At 61.3% G+C, this 21,049-nt stretch carries 17 protein-coding genes, 1 tRNA gene, 1 other RNA gene and 1 pseudogene; 10 read left to right on the forward strand and 10 right to left on the reverse strand.

Annotated features, from left to right (window positions below; translation table 11 throughout):
* Positions 1 to 154: 154 nt before the first annotated feature.
* The 5 genes from AB0P14_RS08570 to AB0P14_RS08590 all read left to right on the forward strand — a co-directional run bounded on the left by AB0P14_RS08570 (position 155) and on the right by AB0P14_RS08590 (position 5,432).
* Positions 155 to 227 (forward strand) — tRNA-His (locus AB0P14_RS08570).
* 117 nt (positions 228 to 344) lie between these two features.
* Positions 345 to 917 (forward strand): peptide deformylase, encoded by a 573-nt coding sequence (gene def, locus AB0P14_RS08575; protein ID WP_363840346.1) that lies wholly within the window; start codon positions 345 to 347, stop codon positions 915 to 917.
* A gap of 251 nt (positions 918 to 1,168) precedes the next feature.
* Positions 1,169 to 2,620, forward strand: a complete 1,452-nt coding sequence (locus tag AB0P14_RS08580; RefSeq protein WP_363840349.1) for a sugar porter family MFS transporter — start codon at positions 1,169 to 1,171, stop codon at positions 2,618 to 2,620.
* A 165-nt stretch (positions 2,621 to 2,785) separates the two neighbouring features.
* Positions 2,786 to 3,646 carry an acyltransferase domain-containing protein gene (locus tag AB0P14_RS08585; RefSeq protein ID WP_363840352.1) on the forward strand — a complete coding sequence of 287 codons (861 nt, stop codon included), beginning with the start codon at positions 2,786 to 2,788 and terminating at the stop codon, positions 3,644 to 3,646.
* A 181-nt stretch (positions 3,647 to 3,827) separates the two neighbouring features.
* Positions 3,828 to 5,432, forward strand: a complete 1,605-nt coding sequence (locus tag AB0P14_RS08590) for a peptide chain release factor 3 (RefSeq protein WP_363840355.1) — start codon at positions 3,828 to 3,830, stop codon at positions 5,430 to 5,432.
* Positions 5,433 to 5,480: 48 nt separating this feature from the next.
* On the opposite strand, the gene AB0P14_RS08595 is transcribed toward AB0P14_RS08590, so the two are convergent.
* From AB0P14_RS08595 to AB0P14_RS08605, 3 genes are all read right to left on the reverse strand, one after another.
* Complete coding sequence (locus AB0P14_RS08595; protein WP_363840358.1) at positions 5,481 to 6,209, reverse strand: HNH endonuclease family protein; 729 nt, start codon at positions 6,207 to 6,209, stop codon at positions 5,481 to 5,483.
* A 314-nt stretch (positions 6,210 to 6,523) separates the two neighbouring features.
* An RNA gene (rnpB, locus tag AB0P14_RS08600) (RNase P RNA component class A) lies at positions 6,524 to 6,903 on the reverse strand.
* A gap of 128 nt (positions 6,904 to 7,031) precedes the next feature.
* On the reverse strand, positions 7,032 to 8,507 hold the full coding sequence (locus tag AB0P14_RS08605; RefSeq protein WP_363840361.1) for a glyceraldehyde-3-phosphate dehydrogenase: 1,476 nt from the start codon (positions 8,505 to 8,507) through the stop codon (positions 7,032 to 7,034).
* Between the two features lie 334 nt (positions 8,508 to 8,841).
* On the opposite strand from AB0P14_RS08605, the gene AB0P14_RS08610 reads away from it, so the two are divergent.
* Positions 8,842 to 9,606 (forward strand): peroxide stress protein YaaA, encoded by a 765-nt coding sequence (locus tag AB0P14_RS08610; RefSeq protein ID WP_363840364.1) that lies wholly within the window; start codon positions 8,842 to 8,844, stop codon positions 9,604 to 9,606.
* Between the two features lie 114 nt (positions 9,607 to 9,720).
* Here AB0P14_RS08610 and AB0P14_RS08615 read toward each other — a convergent pair whose 3' ends face one another.
* Together AB0P14_RS08615 and AB0P14_RS08620 are read right to left on the reverse strand one after the other, a co-directional pair.
* A complete protein-coding gene (locus AB0P14_RS08615; RefSeq protein ID WP_363840367.1) occupies positions 9,721 to 10,458 on the reverse strand; it encodes a DNA-binding protein in 738 nt (245 codons plus the stop codon).
* Positions 10,459 to 10,506: 48 nt separating this feature from the next.
* On the reverse strand, positions 10,507 to 11,358 hold the full coding sequence (locus tag AB0P14_RS08620) for a Nif3-like dinuclear metal center hexameric protein (RefSeq protein ID WP_363840482.1): 852 nt from the start codon (positions 11,356 to 11,358) through the stop codon (positions 10,507 to 10,509).
* Positions 11,359 to 11,772: 414 nt separating this feature from the next.
* On the opposite strand from AB0P14_RS08620, the gene msrA reads away from it, so the two are divergent.
* The 3 genes from msrA (at position 11,773) to epsC (ending at position 14,165) form a co-directional block, all read left to right on the forward strand.
* On the forward strand, positions 11,773 to 12,297 hold the full coding sequence (gene msrA / locus AB0P14_RS08625) for a peptide-methionine (S)-S-oxide reductase MsrA (RefSeq protein ID WP_363840369.1): 525 nt from the start codon (positions 11,773 to 11,775) through the stop codon (positions 12,295 to 12,297).
* 104 nt (positions 12,298 to 12,401) lie between these two features.
* Positions 12,402 to 13,337: a cysteine synthase A gene (gene cysK / locus AB0P14_RS08630; protein WP_363840372.1), complete on the forward strand. Its 936-nt coding sequence runs from the start codon at positions 12,402 to 12,404 to the stop codon at positions 13,335 to 13,337.
* 240 nt (positions 13,338 to 13,577) lie between these two features.
* Entirely contained in the window at positions 13,578 to 14,165 is a 588-nt protein-coding gene (gene epsC / locus AB0P14_RS08635) for a serine O-acetyltransferase EpsC (RefSeq protein ID WP_363840375.1), read from the forward strand.
* A gap of 176 nt (positions 14,166 to 14,341) precedes the next feature.
* Here the strand turns inward: epsC and gndA are convergent, their stop codons facing one another.
* The 4 genes from gndA to AB0P14_RS08655 form a co-directional block, all read right to left on the reverse strand.
* Positions 14,342 to 15,793, reverse strand: a complete 1,452-nt coding sequence (gene gndA / locus AB0P14_RS08640) for an NADP-dependent phosphogluconate dehydrogenase (protein ID WP_363840379.1) — start codon at positions 15,791 to 15,793, stop codon at positions 14,342 to 14,344.
* Between the two features lie 139 nt (positions 15,794 to 15,932).
* Complete coding sequence (locus AB0P14_RS08645; RefSeq protein ID WP_363840382.1) at positions 15,933 to 16,991, reverse strand: L-idonate 5-dehydrogenase; 1,059 nt, start codon at positions 16,989 to 16,991, stop codon at positions 15,933 to 15,935.
* Positions 16,992 to 17,762 carry an SDR family oxidoreductase gene (locus AB0P14_RS08650; RefSeq protein ID WP_363840385.1) on the reverse strand — a complete coding sequence of 257 codons (771 nt, stop codon included), beginning with the start codon at positions 17,760 to 17,762 and terminating at the stop codon, positions 16,992 to 16,994.
* 149 nt (positions 17,763 to 17,911) lie between these two features.
* Positions 17,912 to 18,850: an NAD(P)-dependent oxidoreductase gene (locus tag AB0P14_RS08655; RefSeq protein WP_363840388.1), complete on the reverse strand. Its 939-nt coding sequence runs from the start codon at positions 18,848 to 18,850 to the stop codon at positions 17,912 to 17,914.
* A gap of 85 nt (positions 18,851 to 18,935) precedes the next feature.
* Between AB0P14_RS08655 and AB0P14_RS08660 the strand changes: the two genes are divergently transcribed.
* On the forward strand, positions 18,936 to 20,000 hold the full coding sequence (locus AB0P14_RS08660) for a D-2-hydroxyacid dehydrogenase (protein ID WP_363840389.1): 1,065 nt from the start codon (positions 18,936 to 18,938) through the stop codon (positions 19,998 to 20,000).
* Between the two features lie 223 nt (positions 20,001 to 20,223).
* Here the strand turns inward: AB0P14_RS08660 and AB0P14_RS08665 are convergent.
* Positions 20,224 to 20,952: pseudogene (locus tag AB0P14_RS08665) on the reverse strand (MFS transporter); the annotation flags it as partial.
* Positions 20,953 to 21,049: the final 97 nt, after the last annotated feature.

Consider the following 21,049-nt stretch of genomic DNA (forward strand, 5'->3'; position numbering starts at 1 on the left):
GCCCCTCCGCCACTGCCGTGCTGCGACTTGCATCACAAATACTGCAAAAGGGACCGCTTTGGTCTTGACCCCCTTTTATTTCGGGTAGACTATTTGTCGTTGCCACAAGCAAGGCGGACATCGCAAGATGCTCCAAGAGACTGCGGCGGACATGGTGGGATTAGCTCAGTTGGCAGAGCGCCTGGTTGTGGTCCAGGAGGTCGCGGGTTCAACCCCCGTATCTCACCCCTTATGTGGTTCGCTGAGAATCACGAAGACACCCCGGTCATTTGATCGGGGTGTTTTTCATTGCCTGAGTGCGCTAAAACTTGAAAAACGTTTTCGAGCCTGAAAAGGAATCCGTCATGACCATCCGCCCCGTGACCATTTTGGGTGAGCCCGTGCTCCACCGCCGCGCCGATGAGGTCCAGGCCTTCGATGAGGACCTCAAGGCCCTTGTCGCCGATATGTACGAGACCATGGATGCCGCCCATGGTGTGGGCCTGGCGGCCCCGCAAATTGGTGTGGGTTTGCGCCTCTTTACCTACCAAATGGAGAACGACGACGACGTTCCCGCCCGCGGCGTGGTTGTGAACCCCACACTCACCGTGGGCAAGATTTCTGGCAACCCGCCGAGCGTGGACGACGAGGTGGAAGGTTGCCTCTCCGTTCCCGGGATCGACTATCCGCTCAAACGCGCCGAGTGGGTTCGAGTGCGTGGCTTCGACATAGACGGCAACCCCCTCGATTTTGAAGCCACTGGCTGGTTTGCTCGCTGCATGCAGCACGAATACGACCACCTCGACGGCAAACTCTATGTGGACCGGCTCAACGCCCGCTATTCCAAAAAGTCCAAACGTGCCGCCAAGAACAATGGTTGGGGCGTTCCGGGGCTAACCTGGATGCCCGGCGTTGACCCGGACCCCTTCGGCCACTAATCCCCAATTCCTCCCCAACCTCGTTCCTCGGCCGGGGCCCCTCGGAATTGTGGGCCCATCCACGCGCTTTCTTCCCCAGTGCAGCCGCCCCCTTACTGTGGCACAGCTCCCATGAGTCATATCTCACGGCTCTAATCAGCGATTAAGACGGCTAGAAACGCCCCACTAGGAGTAGTTTTACCATTTGGAATTACTAAGCACTTTTTTCAAATGGGCCACGCTAATGAGCGAGGCGGCTTCAAAGGGGAACCATGTCCGGGACAACTATGCAAAAACAGCCAGCAACGGGGATACCTAGAAAAGTTGCGGGGCTGGCCATCGCCGGTGCGGTGGGAGGATTCCTCTTTGGCTTTGATTCATCGGTAGTCAACGGAGCCGTTGACGCCATGCAAGATCACTTCATTCTTGGCGATGCCCTCACCGGGTTCGCTGTCGCCGTCGCACTTTTGGGTTGTGCCGTAGGCGCCTACCTCGCCGGCCGCATCGCCGATGCCAAGGGCCGCATTCCCGCCATGAAGATTGGCGGCATCCTGTTCTTGGTCAGCGCCTTGGGCACTGGCTTTGCCTTCAGCGTCTACGACCTGGTCTTCTGGCGCTTCGTCGGCGGCTTGGGCATTGGCTTGGCCTCCGTGATTGCGCCGGCCTACATTTCTGAAATTTCCCCAGCCAAGCACCGCGGCCGTTTGGCATCGCTGCAACAGCTAGCCATCACGATGGGTATCTTTGCAGCATTGCTCTCCGATGCATTGTTCGCCAATGCTGCCGGCGGCGCTGCTCAGGAGCTGTGGTTTGGTTTGCCGGCTTGGCGCTGGATGTTCCTTGCCGCCGCCGTGCCGGCCGTGGTCTATTTCGTCATTGCCATGGTCCTGCCGGAATCACCACGCTTCCTGGTCCTCCACGGTAAGGAAGAAGAAGCCGCCAAGGTCTTCAAGACCATCGCACCGAACGAGGACGCTGAAATCAGCATCCGGGAAATCCTGGACGCTGTCCACGCCGATAAAATGGCCGCACGCCAAGGTACGCTGCGCGGCAAGCGCTTTGGCCTGATGCCCGTGGTCTGGATCGGCATCATCTTGTCCATGTTGCAGCAGTTCGTGGGCATCAACGTGATCTTCTACTACTCCACCACCTTGTGGAAGGCCGTGGGCTTCCAGGAGAAGGACTCGCTGACCATTTCCGTGGTGACTGCCATTGTGAACATCCTGGTCACCTTGGTTGCCATTGCCCTGGTGGATAAAGTTGGCCGGCGGCCCATCCTGCTGGTCGGTTCAGTGGGTATGGCACTGTCTCTGGGCACCATGGCGTTGGCCTTCTCCACTGCCACCGGTACCGGCTCTGATGTCTCACTCTCCGGCGCCTGGGGCCCCGTTGCCCTAGTTGCAGCCAACGTGTTCGTTGTCAGCTTTGGCGCTTCCTGGGGACCGCTGGTTTGGGTCTTGTTGGGCGAAATCTTCCCCTCTCGGATCCGCGCCCGCGCTCTCGGTTTGGCTGCTGCCGCCCAGTGGATTGCCAACTTCGCCATCACCTTGACGTTCCCGTCCATGGCCGCCGCGTCCTTGCCGCTCACCTATGGCATGTACGCCCTGTTCGCCGTGGCGTCGTTCTTCTTCGTGATGTTCAAGATCCCGGAGACCAACGGAATGTCGCTGGAGCAGGCTGAAACCCTGTTCGATAAGAAGCCCAAGGCTGCCAAGCAGTCCTGATCTGTGCTGTGCTGAACCCTGCAGTCTGAAGCTGCGTTCGGTTACGTCTTAACGGCGCGCCACTCCTGGAGTGGCGCGCCGTTAAGGTTTAACCACGCGCAGGAGCAAACTAGGCGGATCCAGCAAGGCCGGCCGGGTCCCCACTATGGTCGCTAAGCTGGGCTTATGACCTTGCGCACTGCCATGAGCCCAGACCAAACACTTGAGTACCTGAACATTGCTCCGGAGGATCGGGCCGAGGCTTTGGCGCTGCTGCAGAATCCAGTGACGCCGGCGGTGGAAGCCGTGCTGGCTCATTTGGCAGCGCGCCTGGGCAGCTCCGATGACTCACTTCCTGAGTTGAGCAGCCCCGAGGCACCCATCACGGAGCTCGACTGGCTCACTGCCATGCTCCACTTTGTGCCCGAAATCGTGGCCTGGCATACCGAACGCGGTATTCCCGAGACCACCTCCCGGGAAACGCTGGCTGACTTCGGCCGCAACATGGCCATCAACCGCCGCGTCCACCAACGCTTCGGCATGGACACCTACAAGTGGCTCAACCATGTTTTCTCCGGCCGCATCTACCAGCTGGGCCGTCTGCAATATCTCATCCACCAGCCCGCAGCACAGATCCCCGGCGTTGGCTCCGACGAGTGGATTCTAGGCATTCACATTCCCGAGGACGGCGGCCTGCCAGCAGACGCGGTGGCCCACAGCTTGACACTAGCGGCCCCTTTCTTTGCCAAACACTTCCCCGAAAAACCCGTCCGGACCGCCAATTGCGAGTCCTGGCTACTGGATCCATACCTGTCAGCCCACTTGGCCCCTGCCTCCAACATCGCCACCTTTGCTGCCCTCTTCACTCCCTATGGCGAACCGCGCACCGAGCCCACCGACGCCGTGTACTTCACCTTCCGCACCCGCAGCATGGAGAACCTCACTTCCCTCCCCCGGACGACGGCGTTGCAACAGATTGTCCTTAACCGCATCGATGGCGGAGGTGCTTGGCAGCTGGGCTTTGGCAGCCTCACCCTCCCTGTTTAGCTCGCACTTGAGCATCGCCTGAGCTGTGCCTAGCCCTCGCCGAGCCCGCGCACCCACGTCAGGGATGCCGCCGTCGTGCGTGCCACCAAAGGGAGCCGCGGGCTGCGGTAAACTAGATCGTTGCGCCCTCTTTACCTTTTATCTTGCTTGAACAAATTCTTCACCGCTAGAAAGTAGTCTTGTGTCCTCTCCGGCCCAGTCCCCCGCCCGTGCCACCGAAATTTCCGGCCAGGCCGAGCGCCGGCGAACGTTCGCCGTCATCTCCCACCCCGATGCCGGTAAGTCCACGCTGACCGAAGCGCTGGCGCTGCACGCCAAAGTGATCGGTACGGCCGGTGCCACGAACGGCAAGTCCAACCGTAAGGACACGGTTTCTGACTGGCAGCAGATGGAAAAGGACCGCGGCATCTCGATCAGCTCGGCTGCGCTGCAGTTCTCCTACCGCGACACCGTCATCAACTTGCTCGACACCCCCGGCCACGCCGACTTCTCCGAAGATACGTACCGCGTGCTGGCGGCTGTGGACTGCGCCGTCATGCTCGTGGATGCTGGTAAGGGCCTGGAAACACAGACCATGAAGTTGTTCGAGGTGTGCCGTCAGCGCAACCTGCCCATCATCACCGTGATCAACAAGTGGGACCGCCCGGGACTTGACCCGTTGGAACTGATGGATGAGATCACCGAGCGCACGGGCCTGACCCCCATGCCGTTGACGTGGGCCATTGGCATCGCCGGTGATTTCCGTGGCGTGTGGGATGTTCGCCGCAATGAGTTCGCGAAGTTTGCCCGTAACAGCTCCGGCGCCCAGATCGCCCTGACCGAAATCATGACCCCCGAGGAAGCTGCCGCGTCTGAAGGTGTTGCGTGGAGCGATTCCATCGACGAGGCGTCCCTGGTCATCGACGAGGACAAACCCCTAGATTTGGAAGCGTTCTACGCCGGCAAGGCCACCCCCCTGCTGTTCTCCTCGGCGGCGCTGAACTTTGGTGTCAAGCAGATTCTGGACACCCTGGTGGACTTCGCGCCGCCGGCCGCACCCCGACCCGATGTTGATGGCAGCGACCGCGCCATTGACGCCCCGTTCTCCGGCTTTGTGTTCAAGGTCCAGGCCGGCATGAACCAGGCCCACCGCGACCACGTGGCCTTTGTGCGCGTGTGCTCAGGCATGTTTGAGCGCGGCATGGTGGTCACCCAGACCCGCACCGGCAAGTCCTTCGCCACCAAGTATGCGCAGCAGGTCTTTGGCCGCGACCGCGAAGTCATCGATACGGCTTTCCCTGGCGACGTGGTGGGCCTCGTCAACGCTTCGGCGCTGCGCGTTGGCGATTCCTTGTTTGTCGAGGAACCCGTGGAATACCCGGCCATCCCGCTGTTCGCACCCGAGCACTTCCAGGTGGCGCGGTCCAAGGACCCCAGCAAGTACAAGCAGTTCCGCCGCGGCATCGAACAGCTTGAACACGAAGGCGTCATCCAGGTGCTCCGCTCGGATCTGCGTGGAGATCAAGCGCCGGTGCTGGCCGCCGTCGGACCCATGCAGTTCGAAGTGGTCGAAGACCGCATGCACCACGACTTCAACGCCCCCATGCGTCTGGAACGCCTCAGCTATTCGCTCGCGAGATTGACGACGCCGGACGCAACAGCCGTGTTGGCCAATGTCCATGGCGCTGAGGTGCTGGAGCGCAGTGACGGCGAATTCCTGGCTCTGTTCAATGACATTTGGGCCATGCGCCGCGTGGAAAAGAACCACCCGGACCTGCCTCTGAGCGAAATCGGCACCACGATGTAGCAACCCCCGGATCACTCCGGCTCTGAGTCTGCCTTCTGGCTGCCTCCTTCACGGGAGGTAGCCAGAGGGCAGGCTTTGCTGTTTCGGGCACAGGCCCAAAACACGCACCATGGCGGACTTCTCGGCAGGGGTGACCCACAGCCGGTAGGCGGCCTTGACGGAAATCTGGCGGGCCACATAATGGCACCGAAACTTTTTGGACGGCGGCAGCCACGTCGCGGCGTCGCCGTCGGACTTGTCTTGATTCGCCTGACCGTCAACGGCCAGCAAATTTAGCGGATCGTTGGCCAGACTCTGCCGCTGGATGGGCGTCAGCGCCGCGGCTCCTGTCTGCCAGGTGTTGCCGAGTGCCACCACGTGGTCGATCTGCACCGCCCCGCTACTGTCCTTGCCACGTTGAAAAGAAACCCCATGCCCCGTGTAGGGCTCTTGCAGTGTTCCGGAAGCTACCAAGCACAGGGAACCGTCCGTGAAAGTGAGGCCCTGCATGTCCCTGCGCAAGATGTCGTTGCGGGTGTCGCAGCCGTTAGCATCGGCATCCAGCCACGCCTCACCGAACGCACTGCGCTGGTAGTCACTACGGGGCGCCTTACCCTTCACCACAAGCGTTTCCAACAACGCCAGCGCAGTTCCTGGGCCCACCACGGCCACCGGCTGTCCCAAACCCGGAGGTGAGATGCCCACGGCAGGCGGCGGACCGGCGTCGGGCGTAAATGGCCAACGGCCGGAGGTATGGAGCCAGCCAAGAAGGATCACCGCAACGAGAACAAAAAGCACAGCAGCGGCTGTGAGGGGCGGACGCGCTGGGGGTAGCGGGCGCACAGGGAGCTGTTGCGCATGCCGTGACATCAACCACCCCGCCCCTGACCCACCGTGGGTTCTGATCCACCTGTTGGGTGTTCTAAGAAACGGTGAATCGCAATGGGCTTAAGTCTAGGGACTGGCGGGCAAACGTGCGCCCGGTTATCCACAGGCGTTCGAGACCCAAAAGTCTTCGAGACCCAAGAATGCCACCGTTTGACGCAAATGCCATAGCTCAAACCCTGGCATCAACGTCAAACTGCGGCATTTTCCATAAAGGTGATGTGTGTTGGATAGGGCAGCCGTTACGCCGGGTTTTGTCATCCGTCACAGTTACCCGTGGCGGAGAGGCAACCATCCATCTACGAACGCCGTTGCCGACGCCCTCTAGCAGCCTACCCAGGCACTCGGGCGGACAGCCCTCAGTCATGCCCTGTCTGGCCTTGCTCCGGGTGGGGTTTACCTAGCTTCCCTAGTCACCTAGGGAACTGGTGGTCTCTTACACCACCGTTTCACCCTTACCCGCTCCAGCCGAAGCCGTGCGGGCGGTCTATTCTCTGCGGCACTGTCCTGCGGGTTACCCCGAGTGGGCGTTACCCACCACCCTGTCCTGTGGAGCCCGGACGTTCCTCGAGCCACTTGCGTGACGCGCGGTTGCCTAGCTGCCCTATCCAGTTATCAAGTGTACAGGGCGAGGGGCCCCGAGCGAGCGGAGCGAAGGTGGCGCTCGGTACAAAAGCTAAGGCTCCGGCGTCGGACATTAAGGTTCGACGCCGGAGCCTGCTTTGGGTGCCGAGGCTAGGCCTGCGCTGTGGCCAGCTCGGCCGACGCATCAAGTGTGGGGAATGCGCGTGGGTGGACCCCGGCCATTTCCTCCATGACGCGCACTACCTGACAGCTGTAGCCGAACTCGTTGTCGTACCAGACGTAGAGGACCAGGTTTTTGTTGGTGCTGATGGTGGCCAGGCCATCGACAATACCGGCGCGGCGCGAGCCCACGAAGTCGCTGGAGACCACCTCGGGAGAATCGATGTAGTCGATCTGCTTGCGCAGGCCCGAGTGCAGCGAAATCTCGCGCAGGTAGGTGTTGACCTCGTCCTTGGTGGTGGCGTTCTCCAGTGTCAGGTTCAGGATCGCCATGGAGACGTTGGGGGTGGGGACGCGGATGGAGTTACCGGTCAGCTTGCCCTCGAGTTCGGGCAGGGCCTTGGCTACTGCCTTGGCGGCGCCGGTTTCGGTCAGCACCATGTTCAGGGCTGCCGAGCGGCCACGGCGATCTCCCTTGTGGAAGTTGTCCGTCAGGTTCTGGTCATTGGTGAACGAGTGAACCGTCTCCACATGCCCGTGCACAATGCCGTACTTGTCGTTGAGAACCTTCAGCACCGGGGTGATGGCGTTGGTGGTGCAAGAAGCGGCGGTGACGATCTTGTCTTCGGCGGTGATGGTGCCATGGTTGATGCCGTGCACCACGTTCTTCAGCGTGCCCTTGCCCGGAGCGGTGAGCAGTACCCGTGCCACACCCGTGCTCTTAAGATGCTGGGACAGGCCTTCCTCATCGCGCCAGCGGCCCGTGTTGTCCACGATCAGGGCGTTGTTGATGCCGAAGCTGGTGTAGTCAATGGTGGCCGGACTGTCCGAGTAAATGACCTGGATGGCGGTGCCGTTGGCTTGGATGATGTTGTTCTCGTGGTCAACCGTGATGGTGCCGTTGAACGGGCCGTGGACGGAGTCGCGGCGCAGCAGGCTGGCACGCTTGGTCAGGTCCATGTCGCCGCCGTTGCGGACCACAATGGCGCGCAGTCGCAGGCCGTGGCCACCGCCGGAGTGTTCAATGAGGATGCGGGCCAGGAGGCGGCCGATGCGGCCAAAGCCGTACAGGACAACGTCGGTGCTGGTGCGTTCGTCGGCGCCGAATCGGTCAACGATGTCGGCCAATTCGGTACGCAGGAAGGCTTCGAGATCGGCTTGTCCGGAGGCTTTGAAGCAGGCGTTGAGTCGGGCCAGATCCAGTGAAGCGGCGCCCAGTTGCAAAGTTACTAGGGCCCGCAGCAGTGGCAGGGTCTCCTCCAGGGGAAGTTCAACCTCGTCAATCTGACGGGCAAAGCGGTGAGCTTTCAAAAGGCTGATCACCGATTGGTTGATCAATGAACGGCCGTGAATGTTGGTTAGGACATTGTTTTCCCGGTAGAGCTTGCCGATGAGCGGAATCATGGCCTCGGCCATGGTCTCGCGTCCGATCCAGGAATCCAGGACGGCGTCGGAGTTGTTAGCCACGAGTTCTTGCACCACTGTAGTTACCCTCTTCTAGCTTAAAACACCCTTGGTTTAAGCCACCCCCAGTGTCTCAGGAGGCACATACTACCGGCGAGTTCAGTGAGCGCACTCACTAGACCGGTCTAGGCGCTGCCCGCTCCTCCCCAGCGCAAGGTGTGAACCACGCCCGCCCGCCCCGCACGCGCCCCGCCCCGCATGCCCCACGCCCGCCCCGCGCGCGCCCAGCGAAAGGTGAGCGGCTGACAATGCTGACGTCCCGGATTGTCAGCTACTCACCTTTCGAGCAAAGGGCGGAGCGGAAACGTCGGGCCCACCGAACCGATAAGCTCGAACGGTGCTAATTTTGCTTCCCCCCTCTGAAGGTAAGACCCCGCCCGACGCCGGCGCTCCCGTTGATCTGGCCGAGCTGAGTTTTCCTGAGCTCAACGCCGCCCGACAGGAAGTTGCCGAAGCCTTGGCCACCGTTTCGGGTCAAGACGACGCACTGAAACAGCTTGGTGTGGGTGCCACCTTGGTGCATGAAGTCAGCCGAAATACCCGGTTGGCCCACGAGCCTGCCGCACCAGCCCACAGCATCTACACGGGCGTGCTGTTCGATGCCCTGGGTTACCAGAGCATGACGGCAACGCAACAGCGCAAGGCCGACGCCGCCGTCGTGGTTGTCTCGGGGCTGTGGGGTGCAGTGGGCTTTGCCGACAGAATTCCGGCGTACAGGCTGTCCATGTCGATAGGTCTGCCTGGCCTAGGCAAGCTGGCCAGTTATTGGAAGCCGAAACTCGCCGAGGCCATCAACGGCCATACGGAGGGGCATTTGATGGTCGATTGCCGCTCCAGCACGTATGCAGCCGCTTGGGTTCCGGATCCGGCCCACACCGTGGCGGTTAACGTTTTCACCGAGCGCGACGGCGTCCGTAAAGTGGTCTCGCACTTCGCCAAACATACTCGTGGGGAACTGGCCCGGCATTTACTGACCCGCCGCGGCAAGGCGCCAGAGACACCCGCTCAGCTGGCGAAGGCAGCCGCGGAAAAGTGGGTGGTGGAGCTTGTTCCAGGGACGGCGCGCAAGGCCCATACCTTGAATATCATCCTGACCGACTGATTCTGAACTAGTAGCGCGAAAAGCTGCGGCCGGTCCTGGCATATGCCGGACCGGCCGCAGCTTTTAGTTGCTGTCGCAGCGCTCGCTCCTGAGCGCCCGCACCTGAGGAGCTAGTTAGCTCCATTCCTCCGAGCGGACCAAGATGGCACCGGAATCCGGGCACATCACGATGGTGTCGGGGCTGGCCTTCTTGATCTCAGCCAAGTCACCGGCGCTAATGTGCATGCCGGAGCCTTCAGACTTCCCATGGAACAAACGCGCTGCGCCCACACCGTATTTGGCCAGCGAACGGTTGTAGATGGCCATGAGCGCCGGGTCAAAGGTAGCTGCCAGCTCGGCACGTTCTGCCAGGATGGCATCGCGTTCCATCTTGAGGCCGCCTAGCTTGCTGCGCACCTCATCCAGAACCTCGTCGAGGACGCTCTGCATCTGGGTCACCAGATCCCGCTCGGCCTGAGCCTTAGCGGTGGCTTCCTCAAAGGCTTCCATGGCTTCGAGCTCAGTATCCTCAAGCTCACTGCGACGCCGTGTCAGCGACTCGACTTCACTTTGCAACGCCATGAGGTCCTTGGACAGGCCGGTGCCACTGTTCAACTTGGCTTCGTCGCGCTCAATCCGGGCCACCACGGCGGCCACATCATCTTCAGACTTGGTCAGGGCCCGCTGGCAGTCACTGACAGCCGTGTCTAAGACCACCAGATCGCTCTTGGCCACGGTGACGCCCGCGTGCAGGTCCGGAAGTCTGGGGTCTTCCTTCAAAGCCTTCGCCTGGACATCTAGTGCCCGCAATTTGCCATCCAATACCTGGACCTCCAGCAAACGCATTTGTTCGGCCGGTGCTGCCTTAGCCATGTAACTCCTCCTGCTGCATCAAGTGCTGTGATTGTTCTTGGTAAGAGCCTAGTTCCCGGGAGTCAGAATAAAGTCCCAGGGGTCCGTGTTGGTCTGGCTTAGTGCTAGTTCCGCGGCAAACCCCTGGTCACCGAGTACATTGCCAAGAGCCACCATGGCGTTAGGTAGCCACAACCATTCGCTGGCAAAGTGTGAAAGATCAATCAGGTATGGACGTCCATCAAGCCGTGCCTCGCGGGCTTCAGAAGCTGGGTGGTGGCGCAGGTCTGCGGTGACAAACACATCCGCATCACTGGCTCGCACCGCATCAAAGAGGCTGTCCCCGGCGCCGCCGCAAACAGCAACCTTGCGAACGAGTGCGTCTTTGTCCCCTGACACGCGCACTCCCCCGGCCACGGCGGGCAGGGTCAGGAACACCTTAGCGGCAAGGTCACCGAGCTTTTCCGGAGTGGGCAGGAACCCCACCCGACCAATCCCCTCTTCAGCCAATCCATTGGGTGCCGGCATGAGCGGCAGGACCTCGTCGAGTTTCAGGATGTCGGCCAGGACATCAGAGACACCGCCCACGGCACTGTCGCCGTTGGTGTGCACCGTCAACAGGGCGCAGCCACCTTCAATCAGGCTGTGGATGGCCCGACCCTTCCCGGTGGTGGCGGCCACTGAATTAACACCCTTGAGCAATAACGGGTGGTGGGTGATGAGGAGTTGAGCTCCCCATTCCAGAGCTTCTTCAATGACCTCATGTGTGGGGTCCACAGCAAACATGATCCGGTCTACTCTGGCTTCGAGGCGCCCCACCACCAAGCCCACACGGTCCCAATCCTCGGCGAGCGATTCCGGCCACAGTTCTTCTGCCGCCAGGAGCACATCGGAAAGGACAGGGGTTTGTAAAGGATTCACAGGCTCAGCGTTGAGTTCCGAATCCGCCTCTACTCCAGGCTCGGACACAGTGACGCGTTCAGTGACGCGTTCAGTGACGAAAGAATCGTCCGTTACGTCTTCTTCCGATTCCAGTACGTCCGTGCCACCCTCATCGTCACCGATGATGGAAGTGCCGTCCATGTCAGTGCCGTCGCCAGCTTGATCAGCGAAGCCAGCTTCACCAGCGGATTCCGCGCCTGAAAAAGCGGCGTCTGCGCCAACTACCGACTGTTCCGGAGTGTCGGCGAGGTGGGCACCTGCAGCACTTCCGGCGTCGGACGTGGGAAAAGTTGGTTCCTTGCTCATACTTCTACCTTACTGGCGGGCAGGAGCTGCAGCACACATCAGCGCCGCCCGGGAATCTTGAGAGCCATTAATGACTTATAAATAACCATGAAGACTTTTGTATTAGGCGGCGGCTGCTTTTGGTGCCTCGATGCCGTATATCAGATGACCCGCGGCGTGGAATCTGTGGTGTCCGGCTATACCGGCGGCGCCATTCCCAACCCGAGTTATGAACAAATTTGCACAGGAATGACCGGCCACGCCGAGATTGTCTCCGTCACTTTTGACGAGACCATCATCCCGGCGGACGTCATTTTGGACATGTTCTTTATCCAGCATGACCCCACCACCTTGAACCGCCAGGGATACGACGTCGGCACTCAGTACCGCTCGGTCATGTACTACCGCGATGAGACCGAGGAGGCGGAGTTCCGGGCTGCGATTGAACGTAACCAGCCGCTGTTCTCGGACCCGATCGTCACCGAAGTCAGCCGACTCGGTGTGATCTATGAGGCCGAGCACTATCACCAGGACTTTTACGCTCAGCGGCCCGAGGTTGGATATTGCCAGGTCATTATCAACCCAAAAATTGCGAAAGTTAGAAAACATTACGCGAAGTGGCTCACCGCCTAGAACCAAACTAAGGTACTCGATACGCTGACGACTAAGCACAGCGTCGAGTTTCTTGCATCGAACTCACGCACTCCCCCGCTTCACAGATTGATTAAGGACCACACATGGCACGTATTTATGACAATGTCACCCAGCTGGTTGGCGGCACACCGTTGGTGCGCCTGAACCGCCTGACCGAGGGCCTTGCCGCCACGGTCGCTGTGAAGCTGGAATTCTACAACCCGGCCAACAGCGTCAAGGACCGGATCGGTGTCGCCATTGTCGACGCCGCCGAAGCCTCCGGCGAACTCACGCCCGGCGGAACCATTGTTGAAGGCACCTCCGGCAACACCGGAATCGCCTTGGCGATGGTCGGCGCCGCACGCGGCTACAAGGTCATTTTGACCATGCCGGAGACCATGTCCACTGAGCGTCGCGTCATGCTGCGCGCCTACGGGGCCGAGATCGTCCTGACACCGGGTTCTGAGGGCATGCGCGGCGCTGTGGAAAAGGCGAAGGAAATCGTCGCCACCACCGAGAACGCCATCTGGGCCCAGCAGTTCGCCAACCAGGCCAACTCTGACATCCACCGCACCACCACCGGTGTGGAAATTTGGGAAGACACCGACGGCGCCGTAGACATCCTCGTTGCCGGCATCGGCACCGGCGGCACCATCACCGGCGCAGGCCAGTACCTGAAGTCCCGCAAGCCGGGCCTGAAGGTTGTGGCTGTTGAGCCCATCGATTCAGCAATCCTCAACGGTGGCGCACCCGGCCCGCACAAGATCCAGGGCTTGGGCGCCAACTTCATCCCCGAAATCCTGGACCAGGACATCTACGACGAGGTTTTGGACGCCACACTGGAAGATTCCGTGGCTTTCTCCCGCGCACTGGGCAATCAGGAAGGCATCCTCGGCGGCATCTCCGCCGGTGCCGCAGTATGGGCTGCCATCGAGCTCGCCAAGCGTGAAGAAAACGCCGGTAAGCTCATTGTCGCCGTGGTCCCCGACTTCGGCGAACGCTACATTTCCACGGTGCTCTACGACGACATCCGGGGCTAGCCTCCTAACGTCTCCCGATGTTCTTTTGTTCTGCCGCTGGCGCGCCGGAACATTGGGCCCGGGTTGTAGGCCCTCGGGCTGTAGGCCCAAATTGTGGACCCAAGTGTCCACATTGTGGTTAGCCGGAATTTTTCCCGCATTACTGACGCTATGTCGGTAATGCGGGTCTTCTGGTCTGTGGCCCCAAATACATGCAAGCTCCGCCCTCACATGGTGACGGCGATAAACTGAAAGAAGTCTGTGGGATTTTTCGGCAGAATGCGTGAAGACCTCGAATCGGCCCGGTCACATGACCCGGCGGCCCGAGGCTCCATGGAGAACTTGTTTGTCTATTCCGGCCTGCACGCCATCTGGGTGCATCGGCTGACACACAAAATGTGGGCCGTTCCTGCCCTGCGTTTCCCCGCACGGCTCCTCTCGCAGATCACCCGCTCCCTCACCGGTATTGAGATCCATCCCGGCGCCACGATCGGCCGGCGGTTCTTTATCGACCACGGCATGGGTGTGGTCATCGGTGAAACCAGTGAAATTGGCGACGACGTCATGATCTACCACGGTGTCACCTTGGGCGGGCGCTCCTTGGAGAAAACCAAGCGCCACCCCACTATCGGCAACCGGGTCACCATTGGTGCCGGTGCCAAGGTCTTGGGCCCTATCAACATCGGCGACGACTCTGCCGTGGGCGCCAACTCCGTCGTGGTCAAGGACGCGCCAGCCGCTTCAATCTTGACCGGCATCCCTGCCACCATTCGGCATCGCGACGCCCGCAAGGAAATGGCCCCGGCTGTAGATCCTGCCGAGTACATTGACCCTGCTATGTGGATCTAACTTCGTTTTAAAGTTCGACGGCGGCCGGTGACCTTCCTAGGGAAGGTCACCGGCCGCCGTCGTTCTCAGCCAGATGGGCCCACAGGCTCAAAGAACCCCCGAACCAATGGGCCCACGCCCGCGAGGGCCCCAAGTTAAAGACGCGCCAGCGTCTTCAACTTGGGAGCGGGTGGGGACTAGTGTGTGTCGACTGCTTCGATCTCGGACTTGTCGCCACTCCACTGGGTGTGGAAGGTACCTTCAACGTCAACACGGCTGTACGTGTGGGCGCCGAAGAGGTCGCGCAGGCCCTGGGTCAGTGCGGCGGGCAGGCGCGGGCGGCGCAGGCCGTCGTAGTAAGCCAGCGAGGAGGAGAACACCGGAACCGGAATACCCAGCTGAACGGCGGTTGCAACCACGCGACGCCAAGCCGGAAGAACCTCGGCGATTTCTGCCTGGAACGCCGGAGCGAACAACAGGTTGGCCGGCTTCTCATCAGCAGCGTAAGCCTTGGTGATGTCCTTGAGGAGCTCGGCACGGATGATGCAACCACCACGCCACAGCGAAGCAATCTCATCCAGCTTCAGATCCCAGTTGTACTCGGTAGCTGCGCTGGTGAGCATGTCGATGCCCTGTGCGTAGCTGATGAGCTTGGAAGCGTAGAGTGCCTGGCGTACGTCTTCAACGAAGTCGGCGCCCAGTTCAACAGCAACCTCGTGGCCGGCCAGAACTTCCTGGCCGATGGCACGCTGATCACGCTGTGAGGAGAGACCGCGAGCAAAAACAGACTCGGCGATGGCGGAGATGGGCGAACCCAAGTCCAGGCCGGACTGAACCGTCCAGCGGCCTGTGCCCTTCTGACCTGCGGAGTCAACGATGACGTCAACCAACGGCTTGCCGGTCTTGGCGTCAACGTGGCCCAAAACTTCAGCGGTGATTTCGATCAGGAAGGAGGCCAGCTGGCCTTCGTTCCACTTGCCGAAGATCTCTGCCTGCTCGGCCGGCTCGATGCCAGCGGCGCTACGCAGGAGGTCGAAAGCTTCACCAATAACCTGCATGTCGGCATATTCGATGCCGTTGTGAACCATCTTGACGAAGTGGCCGGCGCCATCGGTGCCGATCCAAGCGCAGCACGGCTGGCCATCAACCTTCGCGGAAATCTTTTCCAGCAGCGGGCCAAGAGCATCGTAGGATTCCTTGGAACCACCGGGCATGATGGATGGGCCCAGAAGAGCACCTTCCTCACCACCGGAAACGCCAACGCCTACAAAGTGGAGGTCCTTCTCGGCCAGTGCGGCTTCGCGGCGGCGAGTGTCCTGGTAGTGCGAGTTGCCGCCATCGATGATGATGTCGCCAGCTTCCATGAGCGGAACGAGCTGATCGATGACGGAGTCAACGGGGCCGCCAGCCTTGACCATGATGAGCACGCGGCGCGGCTTTTCGAGGGAGTCAACGAGTTCGGCCAAGGTCTCCGTGCGAACGAATTCGCCTTCGCTGCCGTGGGCTTCGAGCAGTGCGTCAGTCTTGGCGACCGAGCGGTTGTGCAGCGCAACGGTGTATCCGTTGCGAGCCAAGTTGCGTGCCAGGTTGGCGCCCATAACGGCCAGACCTGTAACACCGATCTGTGCAGTGCCAGTTAGTTCAGACATACTACCTCCAGGGTGAATTGAATAGTTTCCTACAGCTTATCGGTGATGGGTCCAGTTCCCCACCTCATTCCATGATTTGGATACGTAACATTACGCAAGCCACATGGGCAAGCTGGCAATCGGATGCCAAAATTCAGACTCAATCGGCGAAGTTGAGCAGAACTTTCCCCGACTGAGCCGAGTTCTTAGCCATATCAAATGCAGCCAAGGCGTCGCTGAGTGCGAATTCATGCGTAATCACGGGTTCCACAAAAAGGGAACCGTCAGCCAAAGCGGCAATCACCTCGACAATTTCCTCATTGAAGCGGAATGACCCCAGGAGCTCAAGCTCGCGCGTGATCGCCAGTGAGATGGCAACCGGTTGCGCACCGGATGGGAGCAAGCCCACCATGACAACTCGACCACCGCGCGTTGCGCCATTGATGGCCGTTCCCAAACCAAAATGGTTTCCGGAGGATTCAATCACCACATCGGCCTCGATTGCGGCAATTCTCTCGGCATCCGGTGCCAGCAGCAACACATCAGCGCCCACGGCCGCAGCAATGTCCAACGGCCTCTGATGCATATCGACAGCAGTGATATGGCTAGCCCCAGCGCGCTTGAGAACGGCAATTGCGAGGGTTCCAATGGGGCCACAGCCCACTACGAGCGCCGATTTTCCACGCACGTCACCGGCCCGAGAGACGGCATGCCAGGCCACGCTGGCCGGTTCGATCAAGGCTGCCAAGCGCAAGGGCAAGGAATCCGGCAGCACCCGCAGCATGCGAGTAGGCAAGTTCGCGTAGCGCAGGAACGCACCATCGGTGTGCGGATGGCGTGCAGCGCTCCCCAGATAGGTGCAACCCGGGGAAAGGTTGGGCCGATCAGCCGGGTACCTCGCCGCACCCGGGGCCGGGGTGGCCGGATGCACGGCGACGGGGGTTCCTACGCCAGGTCCGGTGCCATCCGCGGCCGCACGGGCCACGACGCCAACCACCTCGTGGCCCAGCACCATGGGGTCCTTCAAAATGGATTCCCCGGCAGCTCCGTGCAGCCAGTAGTGCAGATCAGAGCCGCAGATGCCGCCGTAGGCAATTTCAATGACGGCCTCGTCGGCACGCGGTTCACCCAACGTCACCTGGTCAATCCGCAGATCGTCCTTGCCGTGAGCCACGACGGCCGCAGCTGTCACGGGAAGCGGGAGTTGTTCGTTCGCCATTTAGACCACCACCGTCATGCCGCCATCGATGAAGATGGTCTGGCCGTTGACAAAGTTGGAGGCATCGGAGGACAACCAGACGGCCGGCCCCACCAGGTCCTGCACGGTTCCCCATCTGTTGGCCGGGGTGCGGCCCAGGATCCAGGAGTTGAACGTCTCGTCATCGACCAGGTTTTGCGTCATCTCGGTGTGAATGTATCCGGGCGCGATGCCATTGATCTGCAGGCCACCGCTGGCCCATTCTGCCGTCATGGCACGGGTCAGGTTTCGCAGTCCACCCTTGGCCGCGGTGTAGGCAGCGATGGTGGGGCGGGCCAGATCTGTCTGCACCGAGCAAATGTTGATGATCTTTCCGTGTCCGCGTGCCAGCATGCCGCGGGCAGCTTCGCGGCCCACGAGGAAGGCGCTGGTCAGGTCGGTGCTGATGACCCGATCCCAGTCCTTCACATCTAGCTCAAGCAACGGAACGCGGTGCTGAATTCCGGCGTTGTTGACCAGGATCTCCAGTGGGCCCACGTTCTCCTCCACCCAGGCAATGCCTTCCGCGGCCGCCACACCGTCAGTCACATCGAAGGCGACGGAGCGAATCTGCCCCTCGGCAAAATCCGCGGCCATGACGGCCTCGGCTGCTGCCAGACGCGTCGGATCAATTCCGTGAAGCACCACGGTTGCCCCGGCCTGAGCCAGTCCACGCGCCAAGGCGTTGCCAATTCCGCGGCTTGAACCAGTCACCAGGGCCACCCAGCCGGTCAAGTCAAACAATCCACTCATCAATTCTGTCCTTAATGGTTTTCTAGTCTTAGTCGATCTAGGGCTTCAATGATTTTGAAGACTTTCAAAGGTCCGACGGCGCACGGCTCACCCAAGCGGTGGTCACCGCGCACGTGTCACCGGCACACGAGCATGTCACCGCGCACGTGTCATCGCGGCGAAGGCTTGTTCCCGGTGCCGAGCCGCGCGATGGTTTCCCGCACCACTGTCAGGTCCTGGTCCCCCAAGCCCTGATCCTTCAGGGTGCCGTACAAGGCGTGTCCCGCACTAGCCATGGGGGTCGCGGAACCAACTGCGGCGGCACTTTCCAGCACGAATCCCAAGTCCTTGTGCATGAATTTCGCCGGGCCGGTGGGTGTGTAGTCCTTGGCCGCGATCTTTGGCCCGCCGAGCCGCAGGACGTTGCTGCCGGCCAGACCGCCGGCCAACACCTCAAAGAGCGCCGGAACGTCCATGCCTGAGGATTCGGCGAGCTCCGCCGCCTCGGCGAGGGCTGCCATGGTGGTTCCCACCAACAACTGGTTGCAGGCCTTGGCTAGGGATCCGCTGCCCAGCGGGCCCAGCAGGCGCACGGTGGTGCCCATGCTGTCCAGTACTGGGGCGATGCGCTCAAAGTCGGCGGCGTCTCCTCCGGCCATGATGGCTAGGGTGCCTTTTTCGGCACCGACCGTGCCTCCGCTGACGGGAGCATCGATGACGGTCGCCCGGCCAACAGAGGCTTCCGCTACCCGGGCACCGAAGGCCTGGACCGCCTGCGGGGAGACACTGCTCATGACCACCACAACGGTTCCCTGTGTCGGTGGCGCTTCTCGCCATGCGGCTAGCAGCGGCTCCGCAGCTTCTTCAATGAAGCCCAAGTCCGGGAGCATGAAGATGATGACGTTGGCATCTCGCAGTTCGGCCACGCCGGACGCGGTCCGGGCACCCTCTGCGGCTAGCGATTCGAGCGCTGCAGCCGAACGGTTCCACACCGTCACGTCCCAGTCGGCGCGGAGCAGATTGGCGGCCATGGGGGCACCCATGTGGCCCAGGCCGACAAAGCCAATGGCGGGCGGGGCCTGCCGGGGGGAATCAGTGGTTTGCGTCATTGAACACCAGTCCTCACAACTTTGTGGTTTGGTTCTTAAAGTGACTCATCGCCACATTTGTTCAGTATTCTATCCGCAATTCAGTATGATGAACATCATGACGCCTAATAATCTCACCGTTGCGATTGCCGTACCGCTCGAAGCAGAGCACGTGGAGGCCATCCGTGCCGCCAATCCGTCCGTGACCGTATTGTACGAACCCGAGCTGCTCCCCCAGGAGCGCTTCCCCGCTGATCACGCCGGCGATCCGGCGTTCAAGCGCACGCAGGAGCAGGAAGCTCGCTACTGGGAGATGCTGCAGCGCGCCGACGTGCTGTACGGCTTCCCCAACGAGAACGCGGCCGGACTGGCCGAAATTGCCTCCAGCGAGAAGCTCCAGTGGATCCAGGCCATGGCCGCCGGCGCGGGCGGGGCCGTAAAGGCAGCCAACCTGACGGCGGAGCAGCTGGCCCGCATCAAGGTCACCAGCTCAGCCGGCGTGCACGGCCTGCCGTTGGGTGAGTTCGCCATGATGGGCGCCCTCAACGGCCTCAAGCGCAGCGCCGAATTGGCTGCTGACCAGGCCGCCAAGCACTGGCCCGAACTGCGCACCCCCACCCGCCTGGCCCGCGGCTCCAACGTGGTCATCACCGGCTTGGGCGAGATCGGCCTCGAAACCGCCCGCCTGGCCCGCGCCCTTGGCATGAACGTCAGCGGCACCAAGCGCACCGTGGAGCCCATCGAGGGAATCGAGACTGTCACCGACACCGCCGGGCTGCCCGGCCTCGTCGCCACGGCCGACATTCTGATCAACACCCTCCCCGGCACCCCCTACACGGAAAAAATGATCAACGCCGAGATCTTCAACGCCATGAAGCCGGGCACCATTGTGGTCAACGTGGGCCGCGGCACGGTCATTGATGAGGATGCGCTCCTTGAGGCTCTCAACAACGGCCAGGTTTCCTACGCCTGCCTGGACGTGTTCGCCGTCGAGCCGCTGCCGGAGGCGAGCCCGCTCTGGGAGCACCCGCGCGTCATGGTCTCCCCCCACACCTCGGCCTTGAGCTCCGCCGAGAACCGCCTGATCGCCGAGCGCTTCATCGACAACCTGTCCCGTTTCCAGGCCGGCACGCCGCTGCTGCACACAGTGGACCCCGTCCACTTCTACTAATAGCACTTCCTCAAGGGGAGCCTTCCGTTCGCGGAAGGCTCCCCTTTCGCATGCCCGCACCCTGTTTTGCCCGCACCCTGGTGGCGGCTTGCCCTCTTAAAGTACGACGGCGACAGGCTCGCCCTCCCAGCGCAGGGGGACGGGACCGGCGTCGTCCATCACCAAGGGACCTTAAACGCCAAGTGGCACCCGCCGGAGCAGGTGCCACTTGGTCAACGGAAGGTTAGGAGGCGTCCTCAACCAGGTTCAGGTCGCGGGCCGCGGTTTCCGGTGTGAAGAACGTGGTCACGAAGGAGATTCCAGCTAGGACCGCGGAGTACACGGCGAGCACCAGCCAGGAGTGGTTGGTGACAGCCAACAGGGCGACTCCAACGATCGGCGCAATGCCACCGGCAAACACGGCGGAGATTTCACGGCTCATGGCGACGCCTGTGAAGCGGTGGGTGGCCCCGAAGAGCTCGGGTAGCATGGCACACTGCGGGCCAAGCATGGACTGCACGCCGATGGAGATGCCCACCACCATGACAGCCCAGACAAGCCAGACGTGGCCCAGGGTGATCAGGTAGAACGCCGGGAAGGCAAAGAGCAGCTGGAACAGTGCACCGTAGCGGTAGACCTTGACGCGGCCAACGCGGTCGGAGATCGCACCGAAGGAAATGACCATGACCGCGGCGAATCCAGCCGCGATCAGCAGGCCCACGGGACCGATGAATTTGTCCCCTTCAAAGACGCCGCCCTTGGCAGCCATGAAGCCGACCAGGAGGGTGGAGTAGATGCTGGAGTTGCCGTTTTCGCCCATGCGCAAGCCAATGCCGATCAGGACGTTCTTCTTGGAGGTGCGCCACAGCGTGCCGAGCGGGTTCTTGGTGACGTTCTTGTGCTTTTCCAGCTCCTGGAAGACCGGGGTTTCCTTGAGCTGGAGGCGGATGTACACGGCCACAGCGATCAGCAGGATGCGCCCGTCAAGTTTTTGAGACAGCTTGATTGGTTTTTCTTCTTAAGCTGCTGCTTGATTGGTTTGATTCTGGTACTCGGCCAGGGCCCGTGCC

Source organism: Specibacter sp. NPDC078709, from assembly GCF_040686795.1.
Classification (GTDB): Bacteria; Actinomycetota; Actinomycetes; order Actinomycetales; family Micrococcaceae; genus Specibacter.

Coding starts and splice junctions, on each gene's coding strand:
- AB0P14_RS08585 (WP_363840352.1), top strand. CDS start 2,786: ATGACCTTGCGCACTGCCATGAGCCCAGACCAAACACTTGAGTACCTG.
- AB0P14_RS08615 (WP_363840367.1), bottom strand. CDS start 10,458: ATGGCTAAGGCAGCACCGGCCGAACAAATGCGTTTGCTGGAGGTCCAG.
- cysK (WP_363840372.1), top strand. CDS start 12,402: ATGGCACGTATTTATGACAATGTCACCCAGCTGGTTGGCGGCACACCG.
- AB0P14_RS08650 (WP_363840385.1), bottom strand. CDS start 17,762: ATGAGTGGATTGTTTGACTTGACCGGCTGGGTGGCCCTGGTGACTGGT.
- AB0P14_RS08655 (WP_363840388.1), bottom strand. CDS start 18,850: ATGACGCAAACCACTGATTCCCCCCGGCAGGCCCCGCCCGCCATTGGC.
- msrA (WP_363840369.1), top strand. CDS start 11,773: ATGAAGACTTTTGTATTAGGCGGCGGCTGCTTTTGGTGCCTCGATGCC.
- gndA (WP_363840379.1), bottom strand. CDS start 15,793: ATGTCTGAACTAACTGGCACTGCACAGATCGGTGTTACAGGTCTGGCC.
- def (WP_363840346.1), top strand. CDS start 345: ATGACCATCCGCCCCGTGACCATTTTGGGTGAGCCCGTGCTCCACCGC.
- AB0P14_RS08580 (WP_363840349.1), top strand. CDS start 1,169: ATGTCCGGGACAACTATGCAAAAACAGCCAGCAACGGGGATACCTAGA.
- AB0P14_RS08660 (WP_363840389.1), top strand. CDS start 18,936: ATGATGAACATCATGACGCCTAATAATCTCACCGTTGCGATTGCCGTA.
- AB0P14_RS08645 (WP_363840382.1), bottom strand. CDS start 16,991: ATGGCGAACGAACAACTCCCGCTTCCCGTGACAGCTGCGGCCGTCGTG.